The following is a 20,979-nucleotide window of genomic DNA, read 5'->3' as shown; positions in this document are numbered from 1 at the left end:
GAACCGTAACCCAACACACTGATGGGTGATTCACCGATGACTGAGTACGAACTACCGCCGCTACCGTACGAGTACGACGCGCTTGAACCCTCCATCTCCGAGCAGGTCCTGACGTGGCATCACGATACGCACCACCAGGGCTACGTCAACGGCTGGAACAGCGCCGAGGAAACCCTCGCGGAGAACCGCGAGAACGGGGAGTTCGGCTCCTCGCCGGGCGCTATCGGGAACGTGACCCACAACGGGTCGGGGCACATCCTCCACGACCTGTTCTGGAAGTCCATGGGGCCCGAGGGCGGCGACGAGCCGACCGGCGCGCTCCGTGACCGGATCGAGGAGGACTTCGGCTCCTACGACGCCTGGAAGGGCGAGTTCGAGGCTTCGGCGTCGTCCGCCGGCGGCTGGGCGCTGCTGGTGTACGACTCCTACAGCAACCAGCTTCGCAACGTCGTCGTCGACAAGCACGACAAGGGCGCACTCTGGGGCTCGCACCCGATTCTGGCCCTCGACGTCTGGGAGCACTCCTACTACTACGACTACGGCCCGGCACGCGGCGACTTCATCGACGCGTTCTTCGAGGTAGTCGATTGGGAAGAGCCGTCGGCCCGCTACGAGCAGGCCGTCGCGCTATTTGAATAAGCAAGCTGAGCACGCAGCGACGAACGCGTCACCGTCCCGATTTTCTTTCGACGCCGGTTCCGGACCGGTAGCGTTTACGCGGCTCCGGCCGAACGACGGCGTATGCCACGTACCAAGGAGAGTTTCGACCAGCTGTTCCCGTGTGACTTCTACACGCCCGAGGAGCTACTGGCCGCGGAGGAGATGTACACCATCTACGAGATCGCCCGCCTGCTTCAGGGGCTCGACCCCGACGCCGACATCGACGAGGAGACCGAGTCGGTGCTGCTGGACTGGGCGGTCCCGTGGGTGATGAACAACGCCGAGGAACTCGTCGTCGCCGACCCACCCGAGGAGGGCGCGCCGGGCTACTACGGCCTGCGTCGCGGGACGGACGTCCCGAGTGAGTCCGACGCCGAGAGCGCCGCCGAATCCGATACCGACGCAGAACCGAGCGAGTAGAGAACCCCCACCGGACGCTGTGTTCGCCTGGGCCGGCGAGGGCCCGTGGATCCGCCTACCGAGACAGCGACTCGTAGTGTTCTTTTGCGGCCTTCGCGCCCTGCCGGAGGTAGCCGATGTCCGTGCCGACGATCAGATAGTCGAAGCCGCGTTCGTGCCACGAGTCGATCTCCGTGGGTCCGGTCGCGAGCGTGCCGACCGGAACGCCGGCCTCTTCAGCCGCCGCGAACACGCGGTCAAGCGCGTCGAGGAAGGTCGGGTCGTCGTACTCGCCGAAGCAGCCGAGGCTCGCCGAGAGGTCGGCGGGCCCGACGAACAGCGTGTCGACGCCGTCGACGGCCGCGATCTCGTCGGCGTGCTCGACGCCGGCGGCGGACTCGATCTGCGGGATCACCGCGATGGACTCGTTGGCGTTCTCGAAGTACGCTTTCGTGTGCGTGCCGTAGTCGTTGGCTCGGCTGCCGGCGACGCCACGGACACCCTCCGGCGGGTAGCGCGTGGCCGAGACCAGTGCCTCGGCCGCGCCGGCGCTCTCGATATTGGGCGCCATCACGCCCGCGGCGCCGAGATCGAGCGCGCGCTTGACCTCGGTGGTGTCGTTCTCGGGCACCCGGACGACCGTGTCGGTGTCGCCGGCGGCGTCGACGGCGCGGACGAGTTCGCCCGCACTCTCGACTGATAGGGGGGTGTGTTCGGTGTCGGCGACGACGAAGTCGAAGCCGAGGCCCCCGGCGACTTCGGCGGCAGCCGTCGATCCGAGCGACACCCAGCTGCCGATTGGCGCCTCGTCGGCGGCGAGTTTCTCCCGGAGCTCCATCCCCTCGGTCCGTGGGCGGTCGGTCATACCTGCCCTCTCGCAGGCGACGGCTAAAAGTTGGCCGGAGGGGGCGTGGCTCACAGCGTTCGCTCGTCGTCGTTGCGAACCGTGAGAATGGCCGGGGCGGGCTCGAACTTCCGGGAGAGCAAAGCTCTCCCGTATCGCCGTTCACGCCGCGACGCTCCGTTCACGGCGACCGTTCCGGGCTCTCCGCCCGCGACGGTCCGATACACGGTTCTCGGACTCCTCGCTCACAGCGTTCGCTCGTCGTCGTTGCGAACCGTGAGAATGGCCGGGGCGGGCTCCGAACCCGCGATCTCCGCATGACCCAGGTTCGAGGCTCGGCGGGCCCCGAGGGCTGCGGATGGTTCCTAGGCGTACCGCACCGAATCTCGATACCCTATGAGTGCGGCGCTATGTCCAGCTAAGCCACCCGGCCGCACTCCTGCGTAATCGCATCTCGGACTTAAACCCTCCCATCTCCGACGGCCGTCGAGCCACGCGGATTTATGCCCCGGCGCGCGAACCCCCGAGTATGAGCCTGCCGGAGACCCTCACCGAGCATCTCGACGGCGAGGAACCGGTCGCGGAGGTCACGCTTGGCGGCGAGGACCGCCTCGTGGTCACCCCGATCCGGACGCTCGTCTACCGCGCCGAGGGGCTGCTCTCCGACGAGACCGTCGAGGCATTCCCCCACGACGCCGAGCGCATCACACTGACGACGAGCCGACGCAAAGCCAAACTCACGCTCGACTACGGCCTCGACGGCGAGGAGACGCTCTCGATCCCGAAAGGGAACCTCGACGACGTGCTCCACCCGCTGCTCGCTGGCGTGCTCGACGCCCACGGGATCACCGACGCCGGCGAGACCGTCAAGCGGACGTTCCGCTTCTCGGAGCTCACCCTCGTGATCACCGACCGGCGCGTCGTCAAACACATCGGGCAGGCCGTCTGGGACGAGGAGTTCGAGGAGTACGCCTTCGAGAACGTCACGGACCTCGACTTCGAGCCGGGGAACGTCGCGACCAGCGTCGTCCTGACCCACGGCGGCCGGCAGGAGCGCTTCAAGACGCCCAACGACGAGGCCCGGGCGGTCGAGGCGGCCATCACCGACGCGCTGCTCTCCTACCACGACGTCCAGAGCGTCGAGGAACTCCGCGCGGCACACGCCGACGAGGACGCTACCGAGGGCGACGCCGCGGCGGACACGGACTCGCCGTTCGGCGAGGGCCCGGAACTGTTCGGCGAGGACGAGGTCGACACCACCGGCGAGGAAGCGGACTCCACCACTGAGGAGTCCGAATCCACCGCCACCGACCGGATCATCGAGCAGGTGACTGAGGAAACCACCCGGAGTACCGGGGAGTCGACGACTGCTGAGACCGAGGCCGAATCCGAAGACCCCGACGTTGCTGATCTCGCCGCGGAGATCGACGACCTCCGGACGGCCATCGAAACCCAGCAGACGGAACTCGAACGCCAGAACGACCTGATCGAACAGCTGATCGAAGAGCTCCGACAGGGCCGGTAGCGCTTATACGTCCTCGCCGCGCCGATAGGCGTCGATGGCGGCTTCGTACCCCTCGTACACTGACGGGTAGGTCAGATCGTACCCAAGCGCCTCCAGCCGGTCGTTCCGACAGCGCTTCTGACTCGCGACTCGCAGGCTCGCCGACTCCGGCAGTCCGTCGAGCCGTTCCTCGACGGTGAGTTTCTCCGGGGTTGGCTCCCCGCACTGGTCGGCCAGCCAGTCACCGAACTCCCAGCGATCCACGGGGCTGCCGTCGCTCACCAACACCGTCTCCTCGCGAGCCACGTCCTCGGTCACGAACCACGCCAGCGCGCCCGCGGCGTCGTCGCGATGGACGGCGTTCCGCCAGCCCGCCGTCACGGAATCGAGGTACGACGACAGCCGGTAGCGCCCGGGTCCGTAGAGCCCGGCGAAACGGGCAATCGTGGCGTCGAACGCGCTCTTGCGGACGATGTCTTCGGCCTCCGCGATCACCTCGGCCTTGGGTCGCTCGGGACCGATGGGCGTCGATTCGTCGACCCAGTCGCCGCCGTGGTCGCCGTAGACGCCGGTCGTCGAGGTGAACAGCAGTCGGCTGGGGGGAGAAGCCCGCTCCTCGAACTCTGAAATCACCCCGCCGAGTCCGTCGATGTAGAGCGCCCGGGCTTCTTCGACGCTCCCGCGACCCGCCGAGGCCGAGAACACCAGCACGTCGGCATCCGGGAGGTCGGCGACGACGCCGGAGTCGGTCAGATCCGCTTGGACCGGATCGATCCCGTCGGCCGCCACCGCATCCGCGCTCGATGCGGATCGAACGACGCCGGTCACGTCGTGGCCCGCGTCGACGAGCCGTTTCCCGAACTCGCGGCCGATGTAGCCACAGCCGAGAACGAGGACGCCCATCAGCGCCGGCCGTCGATGAACGCCTGGATCGCCGCGAACTGTGCGAGCGTGGTCGGGAGTCGCCCCTCGATTGCCTGCTGGACCTCCTTGGCATCGAGGTCGAGATCGGTCTCCCGTGCCACGGTGTCGACGTCGACGACCGCCGCGGTCATCCCCATCAGCACGTGGTCGCGGGCCTCCCACGCGATGGCCTCGGTGTCGGGCGCGGCGTCGCCGAGCGCCAGCACTTCGGCGGCCTCCTCGAGGGTGAGTTCGGGCGTCTCTCCCGACTCGATGGCCGCGACAGTCGCCCGGTCGAGGCCGGTGCCGCCGACGACCGTGTCGACGCCCAACTCGGCGACGACTGCCGCCATCTCCTCGAAGTAGGCCGCGCGGAGCGCCGACGGCGACGGCGCGTCGCCGATTTCGGCTACGTCGTGCAACATACCCGTGGGTGGCGTCGCCCGGCCAAAACCGTTGTTACTCCGGTTGTTCACCCCGCGTGCAGCGATCAGTCTCCTCGTCGCCCGGGCAGGGCCATCCCGGCGACCGTTCGTCCCGGTTCCCGTCCACGTCGCCGATCCCGGGCGGTCCCGGCGGCACGACGGCGACGACGGTCGTCGACGCCTCGAACGAGACGTGGTCGTTTCGGCCCAGTCGCTCCGCTTGGCCGTCGCCGTCGGCGTCGAACGCTACGGAGGACCCATCTCTGACGTATCGGAGGACGCCGCCACCACCATCGGGCGCGGGACCACGTGCCCGGACAACGAATCGCTGGTACTCCCCGCGGACGGTGACGCTCCAGGCGTTCACGCTCGCGATCCAGGGGTATGGCGGCGGCGCGACCGGAACCCCGGCTGGGAGTCGCGAGGCACCCGTAAGCCGGCGCATCGCTCGCTCACTCTCGTTCCGGATCACGGCCTTCGACTGCTTCTTGACGACTTTCCGGGCCACCTGCTGGACCGCGGATGCAGTTTGGTTCGTCATCGCGGCGGGGACGCCTGTCTCCCGTTTTGCATCGAGCTCTCGGAGCCGAACCCGCACACGAACGGTGGCTTCGTCGGCCGCCGCGGCGCCGACGCCCCGGGCCGCCAGCGCATCGCCGAACGCAGCCGCGTAGCTCCCGTTGCCCATCGCCTGTGCGCGGTGACCGAGCGTCGGCCATTCGCTGCGCACGTCGACGACTGCGTCCCGGCAGGTCCGTCGGTCGTTCCCGGTCCCGTCAGTCACAGCGGCACAGACCTCACGTTCGGCGTTCCTGACCGACCGTCGGACTGCAGCGGTCAGTTCCGCACGGTTCGCCGCTAACTCGGCCGCTGAGCCGTTCGCCGTTCCAGCGGTCGCGGCCGTCCGGTTCGCGGCGATCAGCGTCGCTGCGGCAGTTTCGAGGCTCACCCGCCGCTTCCCGCCGCCCAGCAGGGCGTCTGCGACACCGTCAGCGGCGTCGCCGTAAGGCATGGCGACCCAGTTGGTCGTCCGCGCGGTCAGCGGGTGGACTGACTCGCCGGGAGCCACGGTGGGCACGCGCTGGTGGCCGACCGACGACAGCGTGAGGTAGGCCGGCGACCCGTCAGGGGTCACGACCAGCTCTTCGCCACTTTCCCTGTCCCGTTGGTAGGGATCGTCCGCACCGGCAGTCTCCCGTCCGAGTTCGATCAGCCTCGAGAGCTGACCGGTGGCTCCCCCACTGAGTTCCGTTCGGTAGTCGCCGTTCCGGTCCCGAGTGTCGGCTGCGCGAGACTCCAGTGCCGCGATAACGCGGTCCACGTACGCTGCGCGGGCTGCGACACGTGCCCGGTCCGCGGCGCCGTCGTACGTCGCCGGCGCGTCGACCAGGGCTGCGCGCCGCTCACGAACTGCCGCGGCGAGCAGGGCCGGCGCGTTCGCCTCGCCGGCAGCGACCTCGCGGGACGGAACCGTGACGGAGACGTTCGCGACGGACGCGCGGAGTTCTCGGAGGTCCGCAAGCACCCACGCGTCGAGTCCGTCCGGCCGCGCCGCGACGCTGGTTCGCTCTCGGGTCAGCGCTCCATCCCGTCGTTCCGCGGCAGCTACGGCGACGCCGTCGACGCCGCCGTTCGCGTCGAGCAACTCGGTCGCCGCCCGCTCACGAGCGCTGGCGAGGTTCGGTCCGTCGAGTGCGCCGCCACGTTCGAAGAGCGGCTCTGTCGGCCGATCCGGCGCAGTGTCGTCCGGGTCGTACGCCACATTGACGCGCACGGCGACGCGCGCCGTCTCGGTCCACTCGGTGGTCGTCGTTTGGAACGACCCGTTGCGGTACCACGTTCGCTCGACGGTGTGGCGGACGATCACCTTTCGGCGGGCGTCGACGGCCGCTGATTCGGCGCGGTTCGAGTCCTGTTCGATCACCTTCACGGTCGTCCGCTGATCGATGCGCTCGGTCAGGAGCGTCCAGTTCTCCAGCCGCGGTGCGGGCCGCGTCCCACTCGACCGACTCACCACCGTGGCTCGGAGGTGGCTCCGGACGCGGTAGCTCCCGGCTGTCCCCGGGCCCTCAGTGGCATCGAGGTATGCTTCGTCAGCCACGGCATCGGGAGCAGCGGTGATCGGCGGCCTGTCGGGTGGCTGTGGGTCGAAGCCGTCCGCTTCCGTCCTGTCGCCGACGGCGCTCGGGTCGAGCACCGTCTTCGTCCAGCCGGCGGCGCCGTCGTGGCGGCCGCCGAGCACGTCGAGCACGCCGACACGGACCGTCGCCACGTCGACGGCACGGGCGCCGTCGGGGTCCGCGCGGCCGAACGCCGCCCGCTGCTGGGCCAGCAGCGCGGCGTTGGTCGATAGCTCAACGTGGCGGTTCCCGAGCACGTTCTGGATCGGCGCGCCGGCGTAGCGGCCGTAGCCCCGCGCCATCGTCAGGGCTGTCAGCCGCCCGGTCAGCCCGCGCGAGAGGCCCGGCCCAGCCAGCGCGCCGCGGTTCAGTCGCGACTCGTACTGTTCAGTTCGCTGATGGAGCGCCAGCACGGGCGCATCGACAGTCAGCGTGACGTTCAGCCGCCGCTGGGAGAGCACGCGGCCGTCCGCACGGGCCCGAACAGTGACGTTCCTGACGGTGACGAGCATCGACGCCCCGTCGTCGACCGGGCGGACTTGGATCCCGTGTTTGGCCCGACGGAGCGACGCCGTCGATCCGTTCACGAGGGGGAGCGAGGCGGTTGCTCGGACCCCGTCCTGCTCCCGGCTGACCTCCGAGAGCGCTTGGCGAGCACCAGCCGCGATCCGGAGTCTGAGTGCGTCGACGAACGGTGATGTCGTGTTCAGTGCCTGTCCCGCTGGGGTGTCTGCTGGTTCGGTGACCGGTTCGCGCGCTGACTCGCGGGCGGCGTCGCGGACCGCTGCACGGAGGGCGGGTCGCGTATCGCGCTCCACGTCGTCCATCGCCGCTGTGGCCGGCTGCTCGATCGACGGCTCCGCCCTGTCGGCCAGACCGGTCGCGTACACCGACGCGCCGACCAGCAGCAGGACGCCGACGAGCGCGAACGGCACCCGCCCCCGCCGGTCCTCGTGCAGGCTCACGGCGACCACGTTCGGACGGAGATCTCGACGGTTCCAAGTTCGAGCGAGGCTGCCGCCTCGCTGGGGCTCTCGGTACTGGTTCGAAGGTCCGCGACGACCCGATCTTGCATCGCTGTGGCGATTCGGCGGTTCGCAGCACGCGTGTCCACCTGTTCGATGGCCGCTGCTGTATCGACACCGTACGCTTCGCTTGCCCGTCGGTAGCGGTGGCGAACGAGGTCGTCAACCGGTGCGTCGCCGCCCAGTGCCAGCCGACCTTTCGCCGGCGGGAAGAGCCCACGTACCAGCGACTCGGCGACGACCCGACCAAGCGCGTCGAATCCCTCGTTCGTCGCCGAGGAGACGGCTCCGGACGAAGGCGAGTCGACGCCGCTCGGCGCCCGGACCGTCTCGGCGTGCACATCGGCGTCGCCCGGCGGCGACGGTCCGACAGCGAACTGCCGGCCGAGATGCGCGTTCGGGTACGGCTCCCAATACACGACGACGCGGGTCCGCGGCGGGAGCCGCTCGCGGACAGTCTCGCGGACCGCGTCGGCAAACCCGTCGCTGGTCCCGGTTAGCGCTGTCCCGTCGACGCGGACGGTTCGGACCGCAGCATCGGCCAGTAGCGAGGCGAGTGTCCCGTGGGCCACGCGTTCGAACTCCGGGCTCCCGTCGTCGTTCGAGCCCGGAGCCGGCTGGAGCCGATGGGGAACGTCCGCGGTCGTCGCGGCCAGCGTCTCGGCGACGGCGTCAGCCCTGTCTGTTTCAGCGACCCCCGAGTCTGGTGCGGGCGCGCTGGTGACGGTCACCGCGGCCGCGCTGACCAGCAGGAGGCAGAGACAGGCGTCCAGTGCGGCGCTGGTCATCGGTGAACCACCACTCGGAGCCACCCTGACTGGACCTGCCCGGGGCTGACTCGAACCGGCACGCGACGACCGGCGGATTGCCTGTCCACCCCGGGCGCCGGTGCCGTGCCTGCGGTCCACTGCCGGGGACCGGTACGCAGTTCGACCCGGACCGACCAGCCCGTAGGCCCTGCCTCAGCAGCGGCCTCGAGTCGCGCCGGCCCCGCGACGCCGGCGGGAGCGACGGCCTCGTGGACCGCCGAGAGCGTCGGCGTCGCCACGTCCCGATCCGCCGTCGGAACGACCCCGGCGAACACCGTCGCGTAGAGCGAGAGACCGATCCCGACCGCGGCGACCGCGACCAGTGCTGCCGTGGGCGAGGCCTGCCCGCGCCGCTCAGGCGCCGACGAGGGTGACACGGTCGCCATCCCAGCTCACCCCCCTGACGGCGATCCGGTCCGATCTGACCCAGCGTGGCTTGCGCTCCGTCGCGGTCTCGACGGCATCGATGAACCCAGCATGGTCATCGAAGACGGCTTCTGGTGACTCGCCCTCCAGCACTGCTCGAAGCGGCCCGTCCCGGACAGGGACGACCGGCCCGAACGCGAACGTCGCGCGCGCCGTGGCGCCGTCGTTTCGCATGGCGATCCCGGTGGGTCGGATTCGGACGCGGTCGGCGGCATGGTCATCGTTCGCTGCAGTCGACGCTTCGCCGACGGCGACACGGTCGACCGTGTCCGCGACGCCGGCCGCGTCGGGCGCCGGACTGGCTGGAAGCGATCCTGCGACGGCGAGGAACGCCGCCGCGGCCACCACGAGGCCGGCGTGGAGCGCGGGCGAGTCGATTGGGGGTCCGAGCATGGTCCGGAGTGGTTCCGTTCCGGTACTTGAACTCTCGGCTCAGAGCACCGCTTTGGCGGCGACGACGGCCGCGACGTACGCGCCTGTCGCTGTCGGGAGCGCGATACCGACGCGGTAGCCGAGCAGCGAGCGGTCGAGTCCGCGCTCCAGGGCCGTCGCCAGCGCTGTCAGAATCGCCGCGAGCAGGAGTACGTAAACGCCGACGACTGGTCCGAGCGACGCCACGTCGAGCGCCGTGTTTGCCGTCGACGCCGCAGGGCCTGTCGTAGATCCACCTCCTAACGACCCGCTGGCGTCGTCAGGGAGCCGACCGACCATCGCCACGGAGACGCCGCCGACGAGCGGGCCGAAGAGGGCCGCGGTGTTCGACAGCGTGCCGGTGACCGTCGCCAACTCCCGGCGTGCCTCGCGCTCGACCCGGCGGAGCTCCCGGAGGTGTTCGCCCGCCTCCACTAACGCGTCCCCGGCAGGCGCGCCCTCCCTGGCCGCGAGCGCGAACAGTCGGCCGGCGTCACGAGCCCGCGGGCTCGGGACGTGCCGGAGCACGCCGAACCGACCGAAGAAGGTACCCTCGACCGTCACTCCCAGCCGCTCTCCCCGTCCTGCGGCATCCGTGAGCAGGTCGCCGGTCCGATCCGGGAGTGTCTCCGCGACCTCCGCGAGCGCGCGCTCGACGGCGACACCGTCGGCGACACGCCGTCCGGTGAGCCCCAACGCGTCGGGGATGCCCGCCTCTGTCTCTCGGATCTCTCGGCGGCGCCGTCGCGCCGGTGCAAACAGCCACAGCAGCGCGATGCCGACCCCGACACCGGCCGCGGCGACTGGCGCCACCCACGGCAGGACCACGAGACAGACCGCCGCAGTGGCTCCACCGGAAACTGTTCCGAGCAGTCCCGCAGTTCCGCGTCGGTCGGGAATCTCCGGTTGGCTCCGGCCAATCTCGGGCGGCGGGAACGAAACCGGCCGCTGTGCGAGCAGCCAGCCGCTGGCCGCGAGCAGCCCGCCGGGGAGGATCACGACGTACAGCGCCGTCAGCGCACCGATCCCGACGTTCACACCTGCGAGCCGCGCCGCGGGGAGCACGCCGACGAGCGCCAGCGGCAACAGCACGCCGAACGCGTAGAGTCCCGTCAGCGGCGCACGGATCTCGCCTGCGAACGCCGCTGCGCGCTCCTCGACACCCGTTCGGACGGCCGAGAGCGCGCGCTCACACGCCCTGTCGCGAGCCTCTGGTGGTGATTCGGCCGCATCGACCGCGAGTGCAGCCGCTCGCTGGATCGCCGGCGCCTTCTCACCCCACTCCTCCCCGAACGACTGGAGCCCGGCCGAAGGGGTCCCCTTCGCCCGGCGAGCGTGCTCGTGGAGCGATTCGGCGAGCGTACTCTCGCCGGCGTCGGCGGCGAACGCGGTCGCTCGTTCCAGGCTCGGCTCGATCCGGAGTCGGAGCGTTAGCCGGCCGACCAGGGCCGGGGCGTCGCCGACGGCGCGGGTCGCTGCGAGTTCGGCGACGGCGACTGGCACGTGACGGGCGGCGAGTGGCGGGACCGCACCGAGCACGAGTGCAAGCGGGAGCAACGAGAGCGCGCCAGTTGTGGTAACGACCAAGGTGCCGACTGCTGCCACTGCGACGCCTGCTGCCTCGCCGAAAGCGACGACATCCGCCGCGCTGGGCCAGCCGAGGCGGTTACAGGCATCGACCAGTTCGTCGTCGACAGACGGCTCGCGTGGCCAGCGCTCGGCGAGCGTGGTGACCGCCTGCTCGAGGGGCGATCGGCGGGCTACCACGATCCGCCACCGGTATCAGGGACGGTCGCGCTGGATGCTTCCTGCCGCTCTGCGCGGATCGCTGCCGGGCGCGTGACGCCGTCGGCAGCTAGCGCGCGGAGGTGCTCGCTCCGTTCGCGGAGTCCCGCGAGCACGTCCCCGTAGTTCTCGCCGGGAGCCACGAGATCGGCTAGCAGGCTGCTCTCGCCGCGGTCGAGTCGTCCAGTTGGTTCGAGGTCGCCGTCCTGGAGGGTGAACAGCGGGCGGAGTTCGGTGCCGCCGGCGACTGCTTCGACCTCCTCGAGGCCGACGGCCCGCCGGCCACGCGCCGTGTCGGCGACGGTGAGCACGAACCCGGTCGCGGCGAACGCCGACTCGCTCACACCGAGGTCCTCGGTCATCCGGGTCCGGATCGACCCCGCGCCGTCGCCGTGAACCGTCCCCAGCACCGTCCCCGAAGCGGCGCCGACGTGCATCGCCTCGTACAGCGTGCCGGCCTCCTCGCCCCGAACCTCGCCGACGATCAGCGCGCCCTCGCCGAGTCGGAGGGCAGTCCTGAGTGCCGACGCGGGGCTGGTTTCACCCGTCTCGTCGTCGCCGCGGGAGACCCGGAGCGACTGCACGTCCCGGCCCGCAGCGCGGAGCGCGGCCGCCGGGAGTTCGGGCGTGTCCTCGATCAGCACTGTTCGAGTTCGGTGTGGGAGCGCCCACAGGAGCGCGCCGAGCGTCGTCGTCTTCCCGGCGCCGCGGGCACCGGCGACCAGCCCGGTCGCGCCACGTTCGACGGCCAAGGAGAGTAGTCCGGCCGAGCGCGGCGTCAACGACCCGACTGCGACGAGCCGAGGAAGCGTCCATGGCTCGGAGTCGTGGCGCCGGATCGCGAACGCGGTGCCGGGCGAGAGCGGCCGCGTCACGCCGGCCACGCGGACCTGTTCGCGGTCGCCCGGTGGACCGACTGAGAGCGCGGCGTCGACCTGGGGGCTGGCCCGTGAGAACGACCGGCCGCTAACCCGCCGGACGCGGGAAGCGAGCGTGCCGACGCCCTCGGGGGTCAGGCGGACGTTCGTCGGCATCGACTCGCCGTCGACGACGACCCGGATCGGCGTCTCCCCGGCGGGTGCGGTGACGTAGGCGTCCGACACCCGCTGGTCGGCGAACAGGTCCTCGAGGACGCCGGCGCCGTGAGTGTGTTTCCGGAGTATCGTCGCGAGTTCTTCGACGGGATCGTCGCCGTGGGCGACCTGCCGGACTGCCCGCGCGGGGGCGAGATCACTCGAACCGCCGGAGTCGGCCAGCCACGCCGCTGCATCATTGAGTAGTTCGAACGCGCGGGCGTCGAACGACGCCGAGGCGGGGGTGAGGTGGTAGAGCGCGTCGGCGTCTCCTGCTGAGTCGAGGCCGAGTGTGTAGCGCCGGACAGTACCGCCTGGCTCGAGCGAAACCGAGTCTCGGAGTCGAGCCTCAGCGGGCGGCCGGTGGTCGATCCGGCAGCGGGCGATAGCCGGACCGTCGTGAGAGCGAAGCGCGGCCTCGTAGCCGTCGCCGTCGGCGCGCGCCGCACCCTCAGCAAGCCCTGTTTCCGCGGCGAGGCGACCCACCGGCCCGGATCTCCCGACCGCTTCGTGCGCAGCCCCGAGCGGGTCCGTCCGGGCCGTCGCAGTGATTTCGGCGTCGTGGTGCTCGGCGAGTGCGGCGAACTGCCCAGCAGCGCGGAGCAGCGCCACCGCATCCTCGACGTACCAGCGCTCGTAGCCCGCCGAACGGACCCGGATCGCGTCGGCGCCCCGATCCGCGAGCGCGTCGATCACGGTCGCGCGGCAGGGCGGTTCGACGGCGAGATCGCCGTCGCCGGGGCAGTCGTCGGCGTCGACTTGGAGCTCCGTTCGGTCCTGGACGCCCGTGCTTGCGGGCGCGACGAACGCCGGCTGGCAGCGACAGGCGTCCGCCGAGCGGCGCGGGAGCAACGACATAGTGGGGTTGGTCCCGGTTTCGTACTTGAACGCTCGGCTCAGCTGTGGAGTTCGACGACCCGGCTACCGTCGCTTCTGGCGAGCCGGAGTGTGAGCCGGTGCTCGCCGGCGCGTGCGAGTCGGATCGGTCCGTCCGGTGTCGTCACTGGAAGCGTGAGCCGGCGCGTTCGCGACCCGGCGCCGTCGAGGCGATAGCGGACCGTGCAGCGTGGCTGGCAGGCAATCGTGAACCCGTCCACACCTGCCGAACTGAGGGATTTCGCTGGAAGCGTGACGGTCACTACCCGCCGCGCGCCCGGGTCGTCGTCGGCCAGAAGCGACTTGCCGGCGCGCTCGATCCGGTCGATATCCCGGTCCAGCGCTGCCGCTGTGCGGTCCGCGGCGGCTGACTCGACCGCCGGCAGCGTCGCTGCGAGGAGCGCGGCCGCTAGCGCGACTGCCAGCAGCGCGCGGATCACCGGTGGCTGCGAAGCCGGTCGCGCAGGCTCGATTGGTCGCCGCCCTCGGCGCTTTCGTCGCCGTCATCCGGGAGGTCTGGTGCGACCAACGCGTCACCGTCGAGGCGTGCTTCCAGCCGTTCGACCGCGGCGACGGCGGCGTCCGCCCGCCGCTCGACTGCTTCGTTGACTGCCGAGACGCCGCCCAGGAACCCCCGTATCGCTTGTACCGCGGCGTCGAGTTCGTCGACGCGGGACTCGAGGCTCTCCAGTCGTGTTTCGAGTGCTTCGCGGTCCTCGATTTCGGCGTTGGCGGGGTCGATATCGCCGTCGACGGCACGCTCGACGGCCGCGAGTCGACGCTCCAGGTCGTCGCTGTCGGTCATACCCCGGGTTGTCGCCCGATCGGCGATAAAGAACGGGCCGTATGTGGGAGAAGCTTAACAGTCTCTCGCGGTGAACGAGCGTTCATGAAGACGGTCCTCGTAGGCGTCGGGCAGGCGGGCGGGAAAGTGGCGACAGCCCTCGCCGAGTACGACGACGAGATGGGGTTCCGGGCGATCCGGGACGCCCTGGCAATCAACAGCGCCAAGGCCGACCTCCAGGGCCTGCCGCTGGACACGGTCCTGATCGGGCAGGACGTGGTGAAGGGCCACGGCGTCGGCGGCGACAACCAACTCGGTGCGGAGGTGATGCAGAACGACGCCGACGAGGTGCTGAACGAACTCAGCGGCCGGATCGACTCCGAGACGGAAGCCATCTTCATCGTCGCCGGCCTCGGCGGCGGCACGGGATCTGGCGGCGCGCCCGTGCTCGCGAAGGAACTCGAGCGAATCTACGACGTGCCGGTCTACGCTATCGGCATCCTCCCGGGGCGGGACGAGGGGTCGCTCTACCAGGCCAACGCCGGCCGCTCGCTCAAAACGCTCGCCCGCGAGGCCGACTCGACGATCCTGATCGACAACGACGCGTGGCGCGAGACGGGCGACAGCGTCGCCGAGGGGATGGCGACCATCAACGAGCGCATCGCGCGCCGCATCGGCCTGCTGCTGGCGGCCGGCGAACCCATCGAAGACCGCTCGATGGGACTGGGCGGCGGCGGAATCGACCGCGACGTGGGCCAGAGCGTCGTCGACACCAGCGAGGTGATCAACACGCTCCGTGGCGGGGGACTCGCGGCGGTCGGCTACGCCTCCTCGGAAGCAAGCGAGGACCCCGACGATAACGTCAACGTCGTCACCAGTACCACGCGGCAGGCGCTGCTGACGGGGACCAGCCTTCCGGAGGCGACGACGGCCGACGCGGCGCTGCTGGTCGCCGCCGGCCGCCCCGACTCGCTCTCCCGGAAGGGCGTCGAACGCGCCCGCTCGTGGGTCGAGGAGGAGACCGGCAGCATGGAGGTCCGCGGCGGCGATTTCCCGCTCGATACCGACGATATATCCGCGCTGGTCCTCCTGAGCGGCGTCGAGGGCTCGCCGCGGGTGACGGCGTTCATGAATCGCGCCGCCGAGGCTCAAGCCGAGACCGACGACCAGAGCGAGGGCGCCGCCAAGCGCGATGCCGCCGAGTCGTTCCAGAACGACGAACTCGACGACCTGCTCTGAGGCCCGTCGCCTATTTCCGCCTCGCACGTGCATCCCGACCATGCGTGAGTACGCCGACGACCCGCCGGTCGAGGAGCGCATCGGCGACGCCCTACGCGAGCGTGACGCGACCGTCGCCGTCGCCGAATCCTGCACGGGCGGCCTGATCGGATCGCTACTGACCGACGTGCCGGGCTCTTCGGACTACTTCGACCGCTCGGTCGTCACCTACTCCTACGACGCCAAACTCACCGAGTTGGCGGTCGCCCGCGAGAGTCTCGACGGCCACGGTGCCGTCTCCGCCCCGGTCGCCGAGCAGATGGCTGCAGGCGTCCGGGACACCGCGGGGACGACGTTCGGCCTCTCGACGACGGGTATCGCCGGCCCCGAAGGCGGAAGTGAGGAGAAGCCCGTCGGGACGGTGTTCATCGGCCGCGCCTACGCCGCCGACTGGGGGACTGACGGCTCCTACACGGAGGTCTCCCGGCACGTGTTCGATGGTTCGCGGACCGAGATCAAAGAACAGATCGCGCGGAAGGCGCTTTCGCTGTTGCTCGACGAACTCTGAAGAAGTCGCCGACCGAAACGCTTTGCGGGGTGCCGTTCGCTGGGGAACGTATGGACAAGAAAGGCCACGTGCTCAACGCCCTCCTGCTGGCGATCGGCGTCGGCTACGTGCTGGAGCCCTCCGGCGACGTGCCCACGTTCGTCGCCATCGCCGAGGTGTCGATGCCGCTGGTGCTCGGGGCGCTGTTCCCCGACGTCGACACCGCCTTCGGCAAACACCGCAAGACGCTGCACAACCTCCCCGTGCTCGGGATCTTCCTGGCGTACCCCGTCTTCTTCGGCAACCTCGATTTCGTCTGGGCGGGGATCCTGAGCCACTACGTGCTCGACATGCTGGGGAGCAAGCGCGGCATCGCGCTGTTCTACCCGCTCTGGAGCGAGGAGTTCGGTTCGCCGACGGGAGTCACGACCACGAGCACGTACGCCGACGTGGTCACCATTGTCGTCACGTTGATCGAGATCGGCGTGTTCGCGCTGTTCGTTCACGTGATCCCGCAGTACCTCCCACCGGGGCTCGAACTCGGCGGCCTGACGGCACTCGGCCTCCCCTGAGTCAGTAGACGGCCACGTCGTCGAAGCGGCCTCCGTAGGCGATGTGGTCGGGGTGGGTTGGCTCGGTGCCAGAAAGGAACAGTCGGTCGATCTTCCCCCAGGAGTTCTCGTAGCCCAGATGAGCGAACTCCGCGAGGCGTCGCAGGCGGTGCTGGGGCCCCGAGCGGTGGACGACCCGCCGGTCGACGCCCGACACGAGGGCCTCCACCAGGTCGGTTTCCTGTTCGATTTCGGTATCGAAGGCGGTCCACGCCTCGCCGACGGTACCCCGGAGATGGGCGTAGGAGGAGCCAAACGCCGGCAGCCCCGCCTCCTCGACGACCCGCTTGGAACGGCTGTTGACGTGGGGCGGGGACTTGGCGTTGTACGTCTCGACGGCGTCGATGTGGTCGGCGTAGGCCCGGATCTCCGGCCGGCCGAGGCTCACGTTCAGCAGCGTCGGGTGGGGGACACAGAGCGCGGCGCCCTGCTCGACGATCTCTGAGAGCGCGCCTTCGAAGGAGATGAAGTCCGGGACGGGCGAGGAGAGGCCCACCGCGAGCAGGTGGCGACGGTTCTGCCAGTTGCCCGTGAAGATCTCTCGGCCCGGGACGATCAGCAGGTCGGCGTCGCTGTGGCGCTCGGCCTGCTCCCTGATCTCCGGCAGGCGCGTGAAGTGGGGGGCGTACACCAGCACGTCGATACCGCGGGCCTTCGCCCGCTCGACGACCCGTCCGTCGAGGGTCTTGACGTGCATGTCCACCCGCGTCGTCGCCGTAGTCACGTACGGTGGCAATCGGTCGTCGCCCAAATAGCCTCCGTGTTCGCGACCGGGCGTCGGGGAGAACCCTTTTGCCGTCCCCACCCTAGGGGGCGGGTATGAGCGCCTGGAACTGCGGGATCGCCGGCTGTGGCCGGGAGTTCGACGGCCCCGAACCGGTCATCGTTCATCAGACTACCGAACACCAGCGCCACGAGTGCAAGGTGTGCGGGACGATCGTCCCCGAGGGCTACTTCGCGATCCGGCACGCGTTCGACGAACACACCCGTTCTGAGTACGTCCGCGCCTACGACGCCGACAGTAGCGACGTCCGCGCCCGTGAAGCAGTGAAAGAGGAGATCGAGGAGAACGCGGATCTACAGAGCGTCGTCGAACAGCTAAACGCCCGCTCGCAGTAGCGTCGACACGCGGCGCCGACGTTCTGAAAAACTGTTTCCCGCTTCGAGCGGCGGCGCGAGAGACTACCGTTCCTCGCTGTCGACGAACGGCGCAACGCGCCGTTCGTTCGGCACGAGGAGCTATCGCTCCTCGGAGTCGAGCACCCGGATCTGGTCGCCACGCACCGTGACCGGGATCGGCACCGTCGCCTCGTACAGTTCGACCGTCACCTGGTCCTTGCCCTCGTCGATGCGCTGGACCTGTGCTTTCTCGCCTTTGAACGGGCCGGCGATCAGTTCGACGATGTCGCCCTCGGCGATCCCCTCCACGTCCGGGGTCGGCGAGAGGAAATGTTCGACCTCGGTCATCGACGACGTGCCCGGGACGATCCCGTTGGCGTGGGGGATCTCGTCGAGCAGTCGCTCGATGATCGAGTCGTCGTCGGCTTCGACCATCACGTAGGAGGTCAGCGAGTCCGGCGCCAGCACGGCGTGGATCTCGGCCATCTCTTTCGAGGCGATCATGTCGGCGACGGTCTCTTCCTGTCTCGCGGTGGTTTTGACGGCGTAGATCGGCATCTACGCACCACCCGGGACGGCGCCCGGCACGAAGCTCATGATCGCGAACATCACGAACCCGAGAAAGCCGATGAGGAAGATGCCGGCCCCGGCGATCTTGGCGACCATCGAGAACTCCTCCCACTCGGGGGTGCTCGCGAGTTTGAGCACGCGGATGTACTCCGAGAGGTCGTATTTGACGTCCATCTTGCTGTGAAGTTCAGCCCGACGCCTTTTCTATCTATTGAATACGCGCTCGGGTCAGGAAAACGTCGGAACCGCGGTTTCGGCTCAGTTCACGTCCTGCAGCTGCTCGGGCGAGGGACCGCGCCCCGTGCCCTCGCCGCCGCCGTAGATCTGGGGGGACTCCACCCCAGTCACGACGATCATCGTCCGCATCCGACCCTCGATCTCCTCGTCGACGGAGGTCCCCCAGATGATCCGTGCGTCGGGGTCGATCCGGTCGTAGATCTCCTCGACGACGCCCTCTGCCTCGCCGATGGACATGTCCGAGCCACCGGTGACGTTCACCAGCGCGGAGTTGGCGCCGGAGATGTCCACGTCCAACAGCGGGGAACGGAGCGCGGACTGGACCGAGTCCTCGGCTTTCTCCTCGGTGTCGGACTCGCCGAGGCCGATCATCGCGACGCCACCCTTCTCCATCACGGTGCGAACGTCGGCGAAGTCGAGGTTCACCAGCCCGGGCTTGGTGATCAGTTCGGTGATCCCCTTGACCGAGCGCATCAGCACCTCGTCGGAGACCTTGAACGCCTGCTTCACGGGGAGCTTCCCGACGGCGTCGAGCAGTCGGTCGTTCGGCACGACGATGACGGTGTCCGACACGTCACGCAGCCGTTCGAGGCCCGCTTCGGCGTTCGTCCGCCGGACTTCACCCTCCGCAGTGAAGGGCGTGGTGACGATGGAGATAGTCAGCGCGCCCGCGGCCTGTGCGGCCTTGGCGACGACGGGCGCCGAGCCAGTCCCGGTACCGCCGCCGAGCCCGGCAGTGACGAACACCATGTCCGAGCCGGCGATTGAGTCCTTGATCTCCTCCTGAGACTCGATGGCGGCCTCCTCGCCGACCTGCGGGAGCGAGCCGGCGCCCCGGCCCTGCGTTTTCTCCTTGCCCATCAGGATCTTCGTGTCGGCCTCAATGGAGACGAGGTGCTGGACGTCGGTGTTGGCGGCGACCAGCTTCGCGCCGTGGATCCCCTCCTCGTGCATCCGGTTGACGGTGTTGCCGCCCGCGCCGCCACAGCCGACCACCGTGATGTTGGTCTTCAGGTCCTGTAGAACGTCCTGAAGCTGCTCGTCGGTCATCTTCCCCGAGGTGGGCGTCTCGCTGCCGGCGTCGGTCGCTGCCGGCGTCTCCTCCTCGGCCGTCGGCTCGGGCTCCCCGCTGCCCTCGCCTTCGGCCTCGTCGATTGCCTCTTCTACGATGGAGTCCATTTGCTCAGGGGTATACGGTGGAGCCTATTCATCTTTCTGCATGGTCCGAACTCGAGATCCGCCGCCGATCTACACCGGGAACCGCTCCTCACGCTCGCTGTGGACCGCTGTGGGCGGGATCCGCTCGCCGTCGACCTCGACGGGCTGGCCACCCGAGAGCATCCCCATCTTCGGGCCCTCGGGGATCCCCAACTTCCGTGCCTTCTCGGGGTCGAACGCCTCCTCCCGAGCCACCACGGCGTCGGCTGCGACAGACACCTCGTCGTAGTCCTCGCGCAGGATCGCCGCCAGATCGCCGATCAGGTTGGCGTAGGAATCGCCATCGGGAACCGCGGCGTCACCCTTCGCCCGGGTGCCGTTTTCGATAGTGTCGAAGGCTACAGTCGCCTCCCGAACCGCCGCTCGTGTCGCCTCGCCGTCGACGTTCTGGGCGGTCGCCAGCAAGTCGTCGGGCAGGCTCACTTTCTCCCAGTCGTCCGCGGAATCCGGCACGCGCGCGCCGAATCGGAGCCCCTCGTCGACGGTTGCCACCGAGGATTCAAGCGCCCGCACAAGCCCCAGCGGCCGGTCGCCGACGGTCCGGACCCACGTCTCGCTGACGATTCGATAGCCTAGAGCCTCGATGGCCTCGGCCACCTCGGGGTGCTCGCCGTCCAGCAGCGCGTGGGTGGCACCGCTGCGCTCGAACGCCGCCTCAAGCACTTCCCTGGCCTCGTTCGTCCGTGGATGGCCCAGTTCTTCCAGTTGCCAGTCGCTGGCGATGTGGCCCACCGCCCACGGCGTCTCACGCACGACGCGGCCAAATCGCGGGGCGTAGTGGCCGCCGCCGATACCGACGAGCTGTCGCTCCCGGTGGGCGCCGACGCCACGGAGCGAGAGCACGGCCTGCGCCACCGCGCGGGCGCCCTCGGGGTCGTCCCACTGCTCGTCGCCGCTGCCCAGTTCCGCGAAGAAGGAGGGTGTGTCGAGCGCCGTGGGTCCGTGGTGGGTGCCTTCGACGGCGATGTCGTATCCATCCGGCGCGTGCGCGCCGAGCGCGCCGAGATACGCCGAAAGCGCGCTGGGTGCCGTCTCGGCGAGGTCGGCGTCGGCGCCGCCGTACTCCGCCTCGCCGAAGTTCCCGGTGAAGTGGCCAGTCAGGAGCGCGCCCGTCTCGCCGGAGTGCCGGGAGACGAAAACGAGGAGGCGCGGCGCCTCGCTGAACGCTGGCGCGGGGTCGTCGAGGTCGATGTGGAGTTCGTCGAACTCCCGGAGTTCGAACGGGCCGTCGCGGTAGTACGCGCCGCCGCCGTCGGCGTCCGGGCGCTCGTCGTCCTCGTGTTCGGTCCAGTTGCCCTGCGCGAGCAGCTGCTCGCCGATATGCACCGAGGCCCGGTCGGCCCGCGAGACGACGATGCCGATAGTCATGGGCGAGGCTCCGACGGCGTCGGCAAAGTAGCCGTCGGCTCCGGCGA

At 69.6% G+C, this 20,979-nt stretch carries 23 protein-coding genes and 1 tRNA gene; 7 read left to right on the top strand and 17 right to left on the bottom strand.

Annotated features, from left to right (window positions below; translation table 11 throughout):
• The first annotated feature begins 36 nt into the window (after nt 1-36).
• Both sod and J2753_RS00335 read left to right on the top strand, forming a co-directional pair.
• Nucleotides 37-639, top strand: a complete 603-nt coding sequence (gene sod, locus J2753_RS00340; RefSeq protein ID WP_209490741.1) for a superoxide dismutase — start codon at nt 37-39, stop codon at nt 637-639.
• 102 nt (nt 640-741) lie between these two features.
• Nucleotides 742-1,080, top strand: coding sequence for a DUF5827 family protein (locus J2753_RS00335; protein ID WP_209489335.1), 339 nt, complete (start codon nt 742-744; stop codon nt 1,078-1,080).
• Nucleotides 1,081-1,135: 55 nt separating this feature from the next.
• Here the strand turns inward: J2753_RS00335 and J2753_RS00330 are convergent, their stop codons facing one another.
• Together J2753_RS00330 and J2753_RS00325 are read right to left on the bottom strand one after the other, a co-directional pair.
• The gene (locus J2753_RS00330; protein ID WP_209489333.1) at nt 1,136-1,924 is read right to left on the bottom strand and encodes an HpcH/HpaI aldolase family protein; all 789 of its coding nucleotides are present in this window, start codon (nt 1,922-1,924) and stop codon (nt 1,136-1,138) included.
• A gap of 262 nt (nt 1,925-2,186) precedes the next feature.
• A tRNA-Met gene (locus J2753_RS00325) sits at nt 2,187-2,336 on the bottom strand.
• A gap of 96 nt (nt 2,337-2,432) precedes the next feature.
• Here J2753_RS00325 and J2753_RS00320 point away from each other — a divergent pair.
• The gene (locus J2753_RS00320) at nt 2,433-3,428 is read left to right on the top strand and encodes a DUF7115 domain-containing protein (protein WP_209489331.1); all 996 of its coding nucleotides are present in this window, start codon (nt 2,433-2,435) and stop codon (nt 3,426-3,428) included.
• A gap of 3 nt (nt 3,429-3,431) precedes the next feature.
• On the opposite strand, the gene J2753_RS00315 is transcribed toward J2753_RS00320, so the two are convergent.
• From J2753_RS00315 to J2753_RS00270, 10 genes are read right to left on the bottom strand one after another with little or no spacing between them, the layout of a single operon-like run.
• Entirely contained in the window at nt 3,432-4,310 is an 879-nt protein-coding gene (locus J2753_RS00315; protein ID WP_209489329.1) for an NAD(P)H-binding protein, read from the bottom strand.
• Complete coding sequence (locus J2753_RS00310; RefSeq protein ID WP_209489327.1) at nt 4,310-4,735, bottom strand: DUF5791 family protein; 426 nt, start codon at nt 4,733-4,735, stop codon at nt 4,310-4,312. The genes J2753_RS00315 and J2753_RS00310 overlap by 1 nt, the downstream gene beginning before the upstream one ends.
• 34 nt (nt 4,736-4,769) lie before the next feature.
• Complete coding sequence (locus J2753_RS00305) at nt 4,770-7,820, bottom strand: DUF7286 family protein (RefSeq protein WP_209489325.1); 3,051 nt, start codon at nt 7,818-7,820, stop codon at nt 4,770-4,772.
• Nucleotides 7,817-8,668, bottom strand: coding sequence for a DUF7284 family protein (locus J2753_RS00300; protein ID WP_209489323.1), 852 nt, complete (start codon nt 8,666-8,668; stop codon nt 7,817-7,819). The genes J2753_RS00305 and J2753_RS00300 overlap by 4 nt, the downstream gene beginning before the upstream one ends.
• Entirely contained in the window at nt 8,665-9,075 is a 411-nt protein-coding gene (locus J2753_RS00295; RefSeq protein ID WP_209489322.1) for a DUF7285 family protein, read from the bottom strand. Before J2753_RS00295 ends, J2753_RS00300 begins: the two co-directional genes overlap by 4 nt.
• Nucleotides 9,044-9,508, bottom strand: coding sequence for a DUF7283 family protein (locus J2753_RS00290; protein ID WP_209489320.1), 465 nt, complete (start codon nt 9,506-9,508; stop codon nt 9,044-9,046). Before J2753_RS00290 ends, J2753_RS00295 begins: the two co-directional genes overlap by 32 nt.
• Nucleotides 9,509-9,547: 39 nt before the next feature.
• A complete protein-coding gene (locus J2753_RS00285; RefSeq protein ID WP_209489318.1) occupies nt 9,548-11,293 on the bottom strand; it encodes a type II secretion system protein in 1,746 nt (581 codons plus the stop codon).
• Nucleotides 11,287-13,242: an ATPase, T2SS/T4P/T4SS family gene (locus J2753_RS00280; protein WP_209489316.1), complete on the bottom strand. Its 1,956-nt coding sequence runs from the start codon at nt 13,240-13,242 to the stop codon at nt 11,287-11,289. Before J2753_RS00280 ends, J2753_RS00285 begins: the two co-directional genes overlap by 7 nt.
• A gap of 38 nt (nt 13,243-13,280) precedes the next feature.
• Nucleotides 13,281-13,700 carry a DUF7311 family protein gene (locus J2753_RS00275; RefSeq protein ID WP_209489314.1) on the bottom strand — a complete coding sequence of 140 codons (420 nt, stop codon included), beginning with the start codon at nt 13,698-13,700 and terminating at the stop codon, nt 13,281-13,283.
• Nucleotides 13,697-14,065 (bottom strand): DUF7310 family coiled-coil domain-containing protein, encoded by a 369-nt coding sequence (locus tag J2753_RS00270; RefSeq protein ID WP_209489312.1) that lies wholly within the window; start codon nt 14,063-14,065, stop codon nt 13,697-13,699. The genes J2753_RS00275 and J2753_RS00270 overlap by 4 nt, the downstream gene beginning before the upstream one ends.
• 84 nt (nt 14,066-14,149) lie before the next feature.
• Between J2753_RS00270 and J2753_RS00265 the strand changes: the two genes are divergently transcribed.
• Genes J2753_RS00265 through J2753_RS00255 form a run of 3 tightly spaced genes read left to right on the top strand, consistent with a single transcriptional unit; the run spans nt 14,150 to nt 16,381 of the window.
• Nucleotides 14,150-15,283, top strand: coding sequence for a tubulin/FtsZ family protein (locus J2753_RS00265; RefSeq protein ID WP_209489310.1), 1,134 nt, complete (start codon nt 14,150-14,152; stop codon nt 15,281-15,283).
• 40 nt (nt 15,284-15,323) lie between these two features.
• Nucleotides 15,324-15,830 (top strand): CinA family protein, encoded by a 507-nt coding sequence (locus J2753_RS00260; protein ID WP_209489308.1) that lies wholly within the window; start codon nt 15,324-15,326, stop codon nt 15,828-15,830.
• Between the two features lie 50 nt (nt 15,831-15,880).
• Nucleotides 15,881-16,381 carry a metal-dependent hydrolase gene (locus tag J2753_RS00255; protein WP_209489306.1) on the top strand — a complete coding sequence of 167 codons (501 nt, stop codon included), beginning with the start codon at nt 15,881-15,883 and terminating at the stop codon, nt 16,379-16,381.
• Nucleotide 16,382: 1 nt separating this feature from the next.
• Here J2753_RS00255 and J2753_RS00250 read toward each other — a convergent pair whose 3' ends face one another.
• Nucleotides 16,383-17,117, bottom strand: coding sequence for a PHP domain-containing protein (locus J2753_RS00250; protein ID WP_209490740.1), 735 nt, complete (start codon nt 17,115-17,117; stop codon nt 16,383-16,385).
• A 122-nt stretch (nt 17,118-17,239) separates the two neighbouring features.
• On the opposite strand from J2753_RS00250, the gene J2753_RS00245 reads away from it, so the two are divergent.
• Nucleotides 17,240-17,539, top strand: coding sequence for a DUF7565 family protein (locus J2753_RS00245; protein WP_209489304.1), 300 nt, complete (start codon nt 17,240-17,242; stop codon nt 17,537-17,539).
• Between the two features lie 120 nt (nt 17,540-17,659).
• Here the strand turns inward: J2753_RS00245 and J2753_RS00240 are convergent, their stop codons facing one another.
• From J2753_RS00240 to J2753_RS00225, 4 genes are all read right to left on the bottom strand, one after another.
• Nucleotides 17,660-18,097, bottom strand: coding sequence for a transcription elongation factor Spt5 (locus J2753_RS00240; RefSeq protein ID WP_209489302.1), 438 nt, complete (start codon nt 18,095-18,097; stop codon nt 17,660-17,662).
• Entirely contained in the window at nt 18,098-18,283 is a 186-nt protein-coding gene (locus J2753_RS00235; protein WP_209489300.1) for a protein translocase SEC61 complex subunit gamma, read from the bottom strand.
• A gap of 84 nt (nt 18,284-18,367) precedes the next feature.
• A complete protein-coding gene (gene ftsZ / locus J2753_RS00230; RefSeq protein ID WP_209489298.1) occupies nt 18,368-19,525 on the bottom strand; it encodes a cell division protein FtsZ in 1,158 nt (385 codons plus the stop codon).
• Between the two features lie 69 nt (nt 19,526-19,594).
• Nucleotides 19,595-20,932 carry a D-aminoacyl-tRNA deacylase gene (locus tag J2753_RS00225; RefSeq protein WP_209489297.1) on the bottom strand — a complete coding sequence of 446 codons (1,338 nt, stop codon included), beginning with the start codon at nt 20,930-20,932 and terminating at the stop codon, nt 19,595-19,597.
• Between the last annotated feature and the right edge of the window lie 47 nt (nt 20,933-20,979).

Origin of the sequence: Halolamina salifodinae (genome assembly GCF_017874235.1) — an archaeon.
Lineage (GTDB): Archaea > Halobacteriota > Halobacteria > Halobacteriales > Haloferacaceae > Halolamina > Halolamina salifodinae.
The sequence above is the reverse complement of the archived record's forward strand: the minus strand, read 5'-3'. Positions and strand labels throughout refer to the sequence as shown.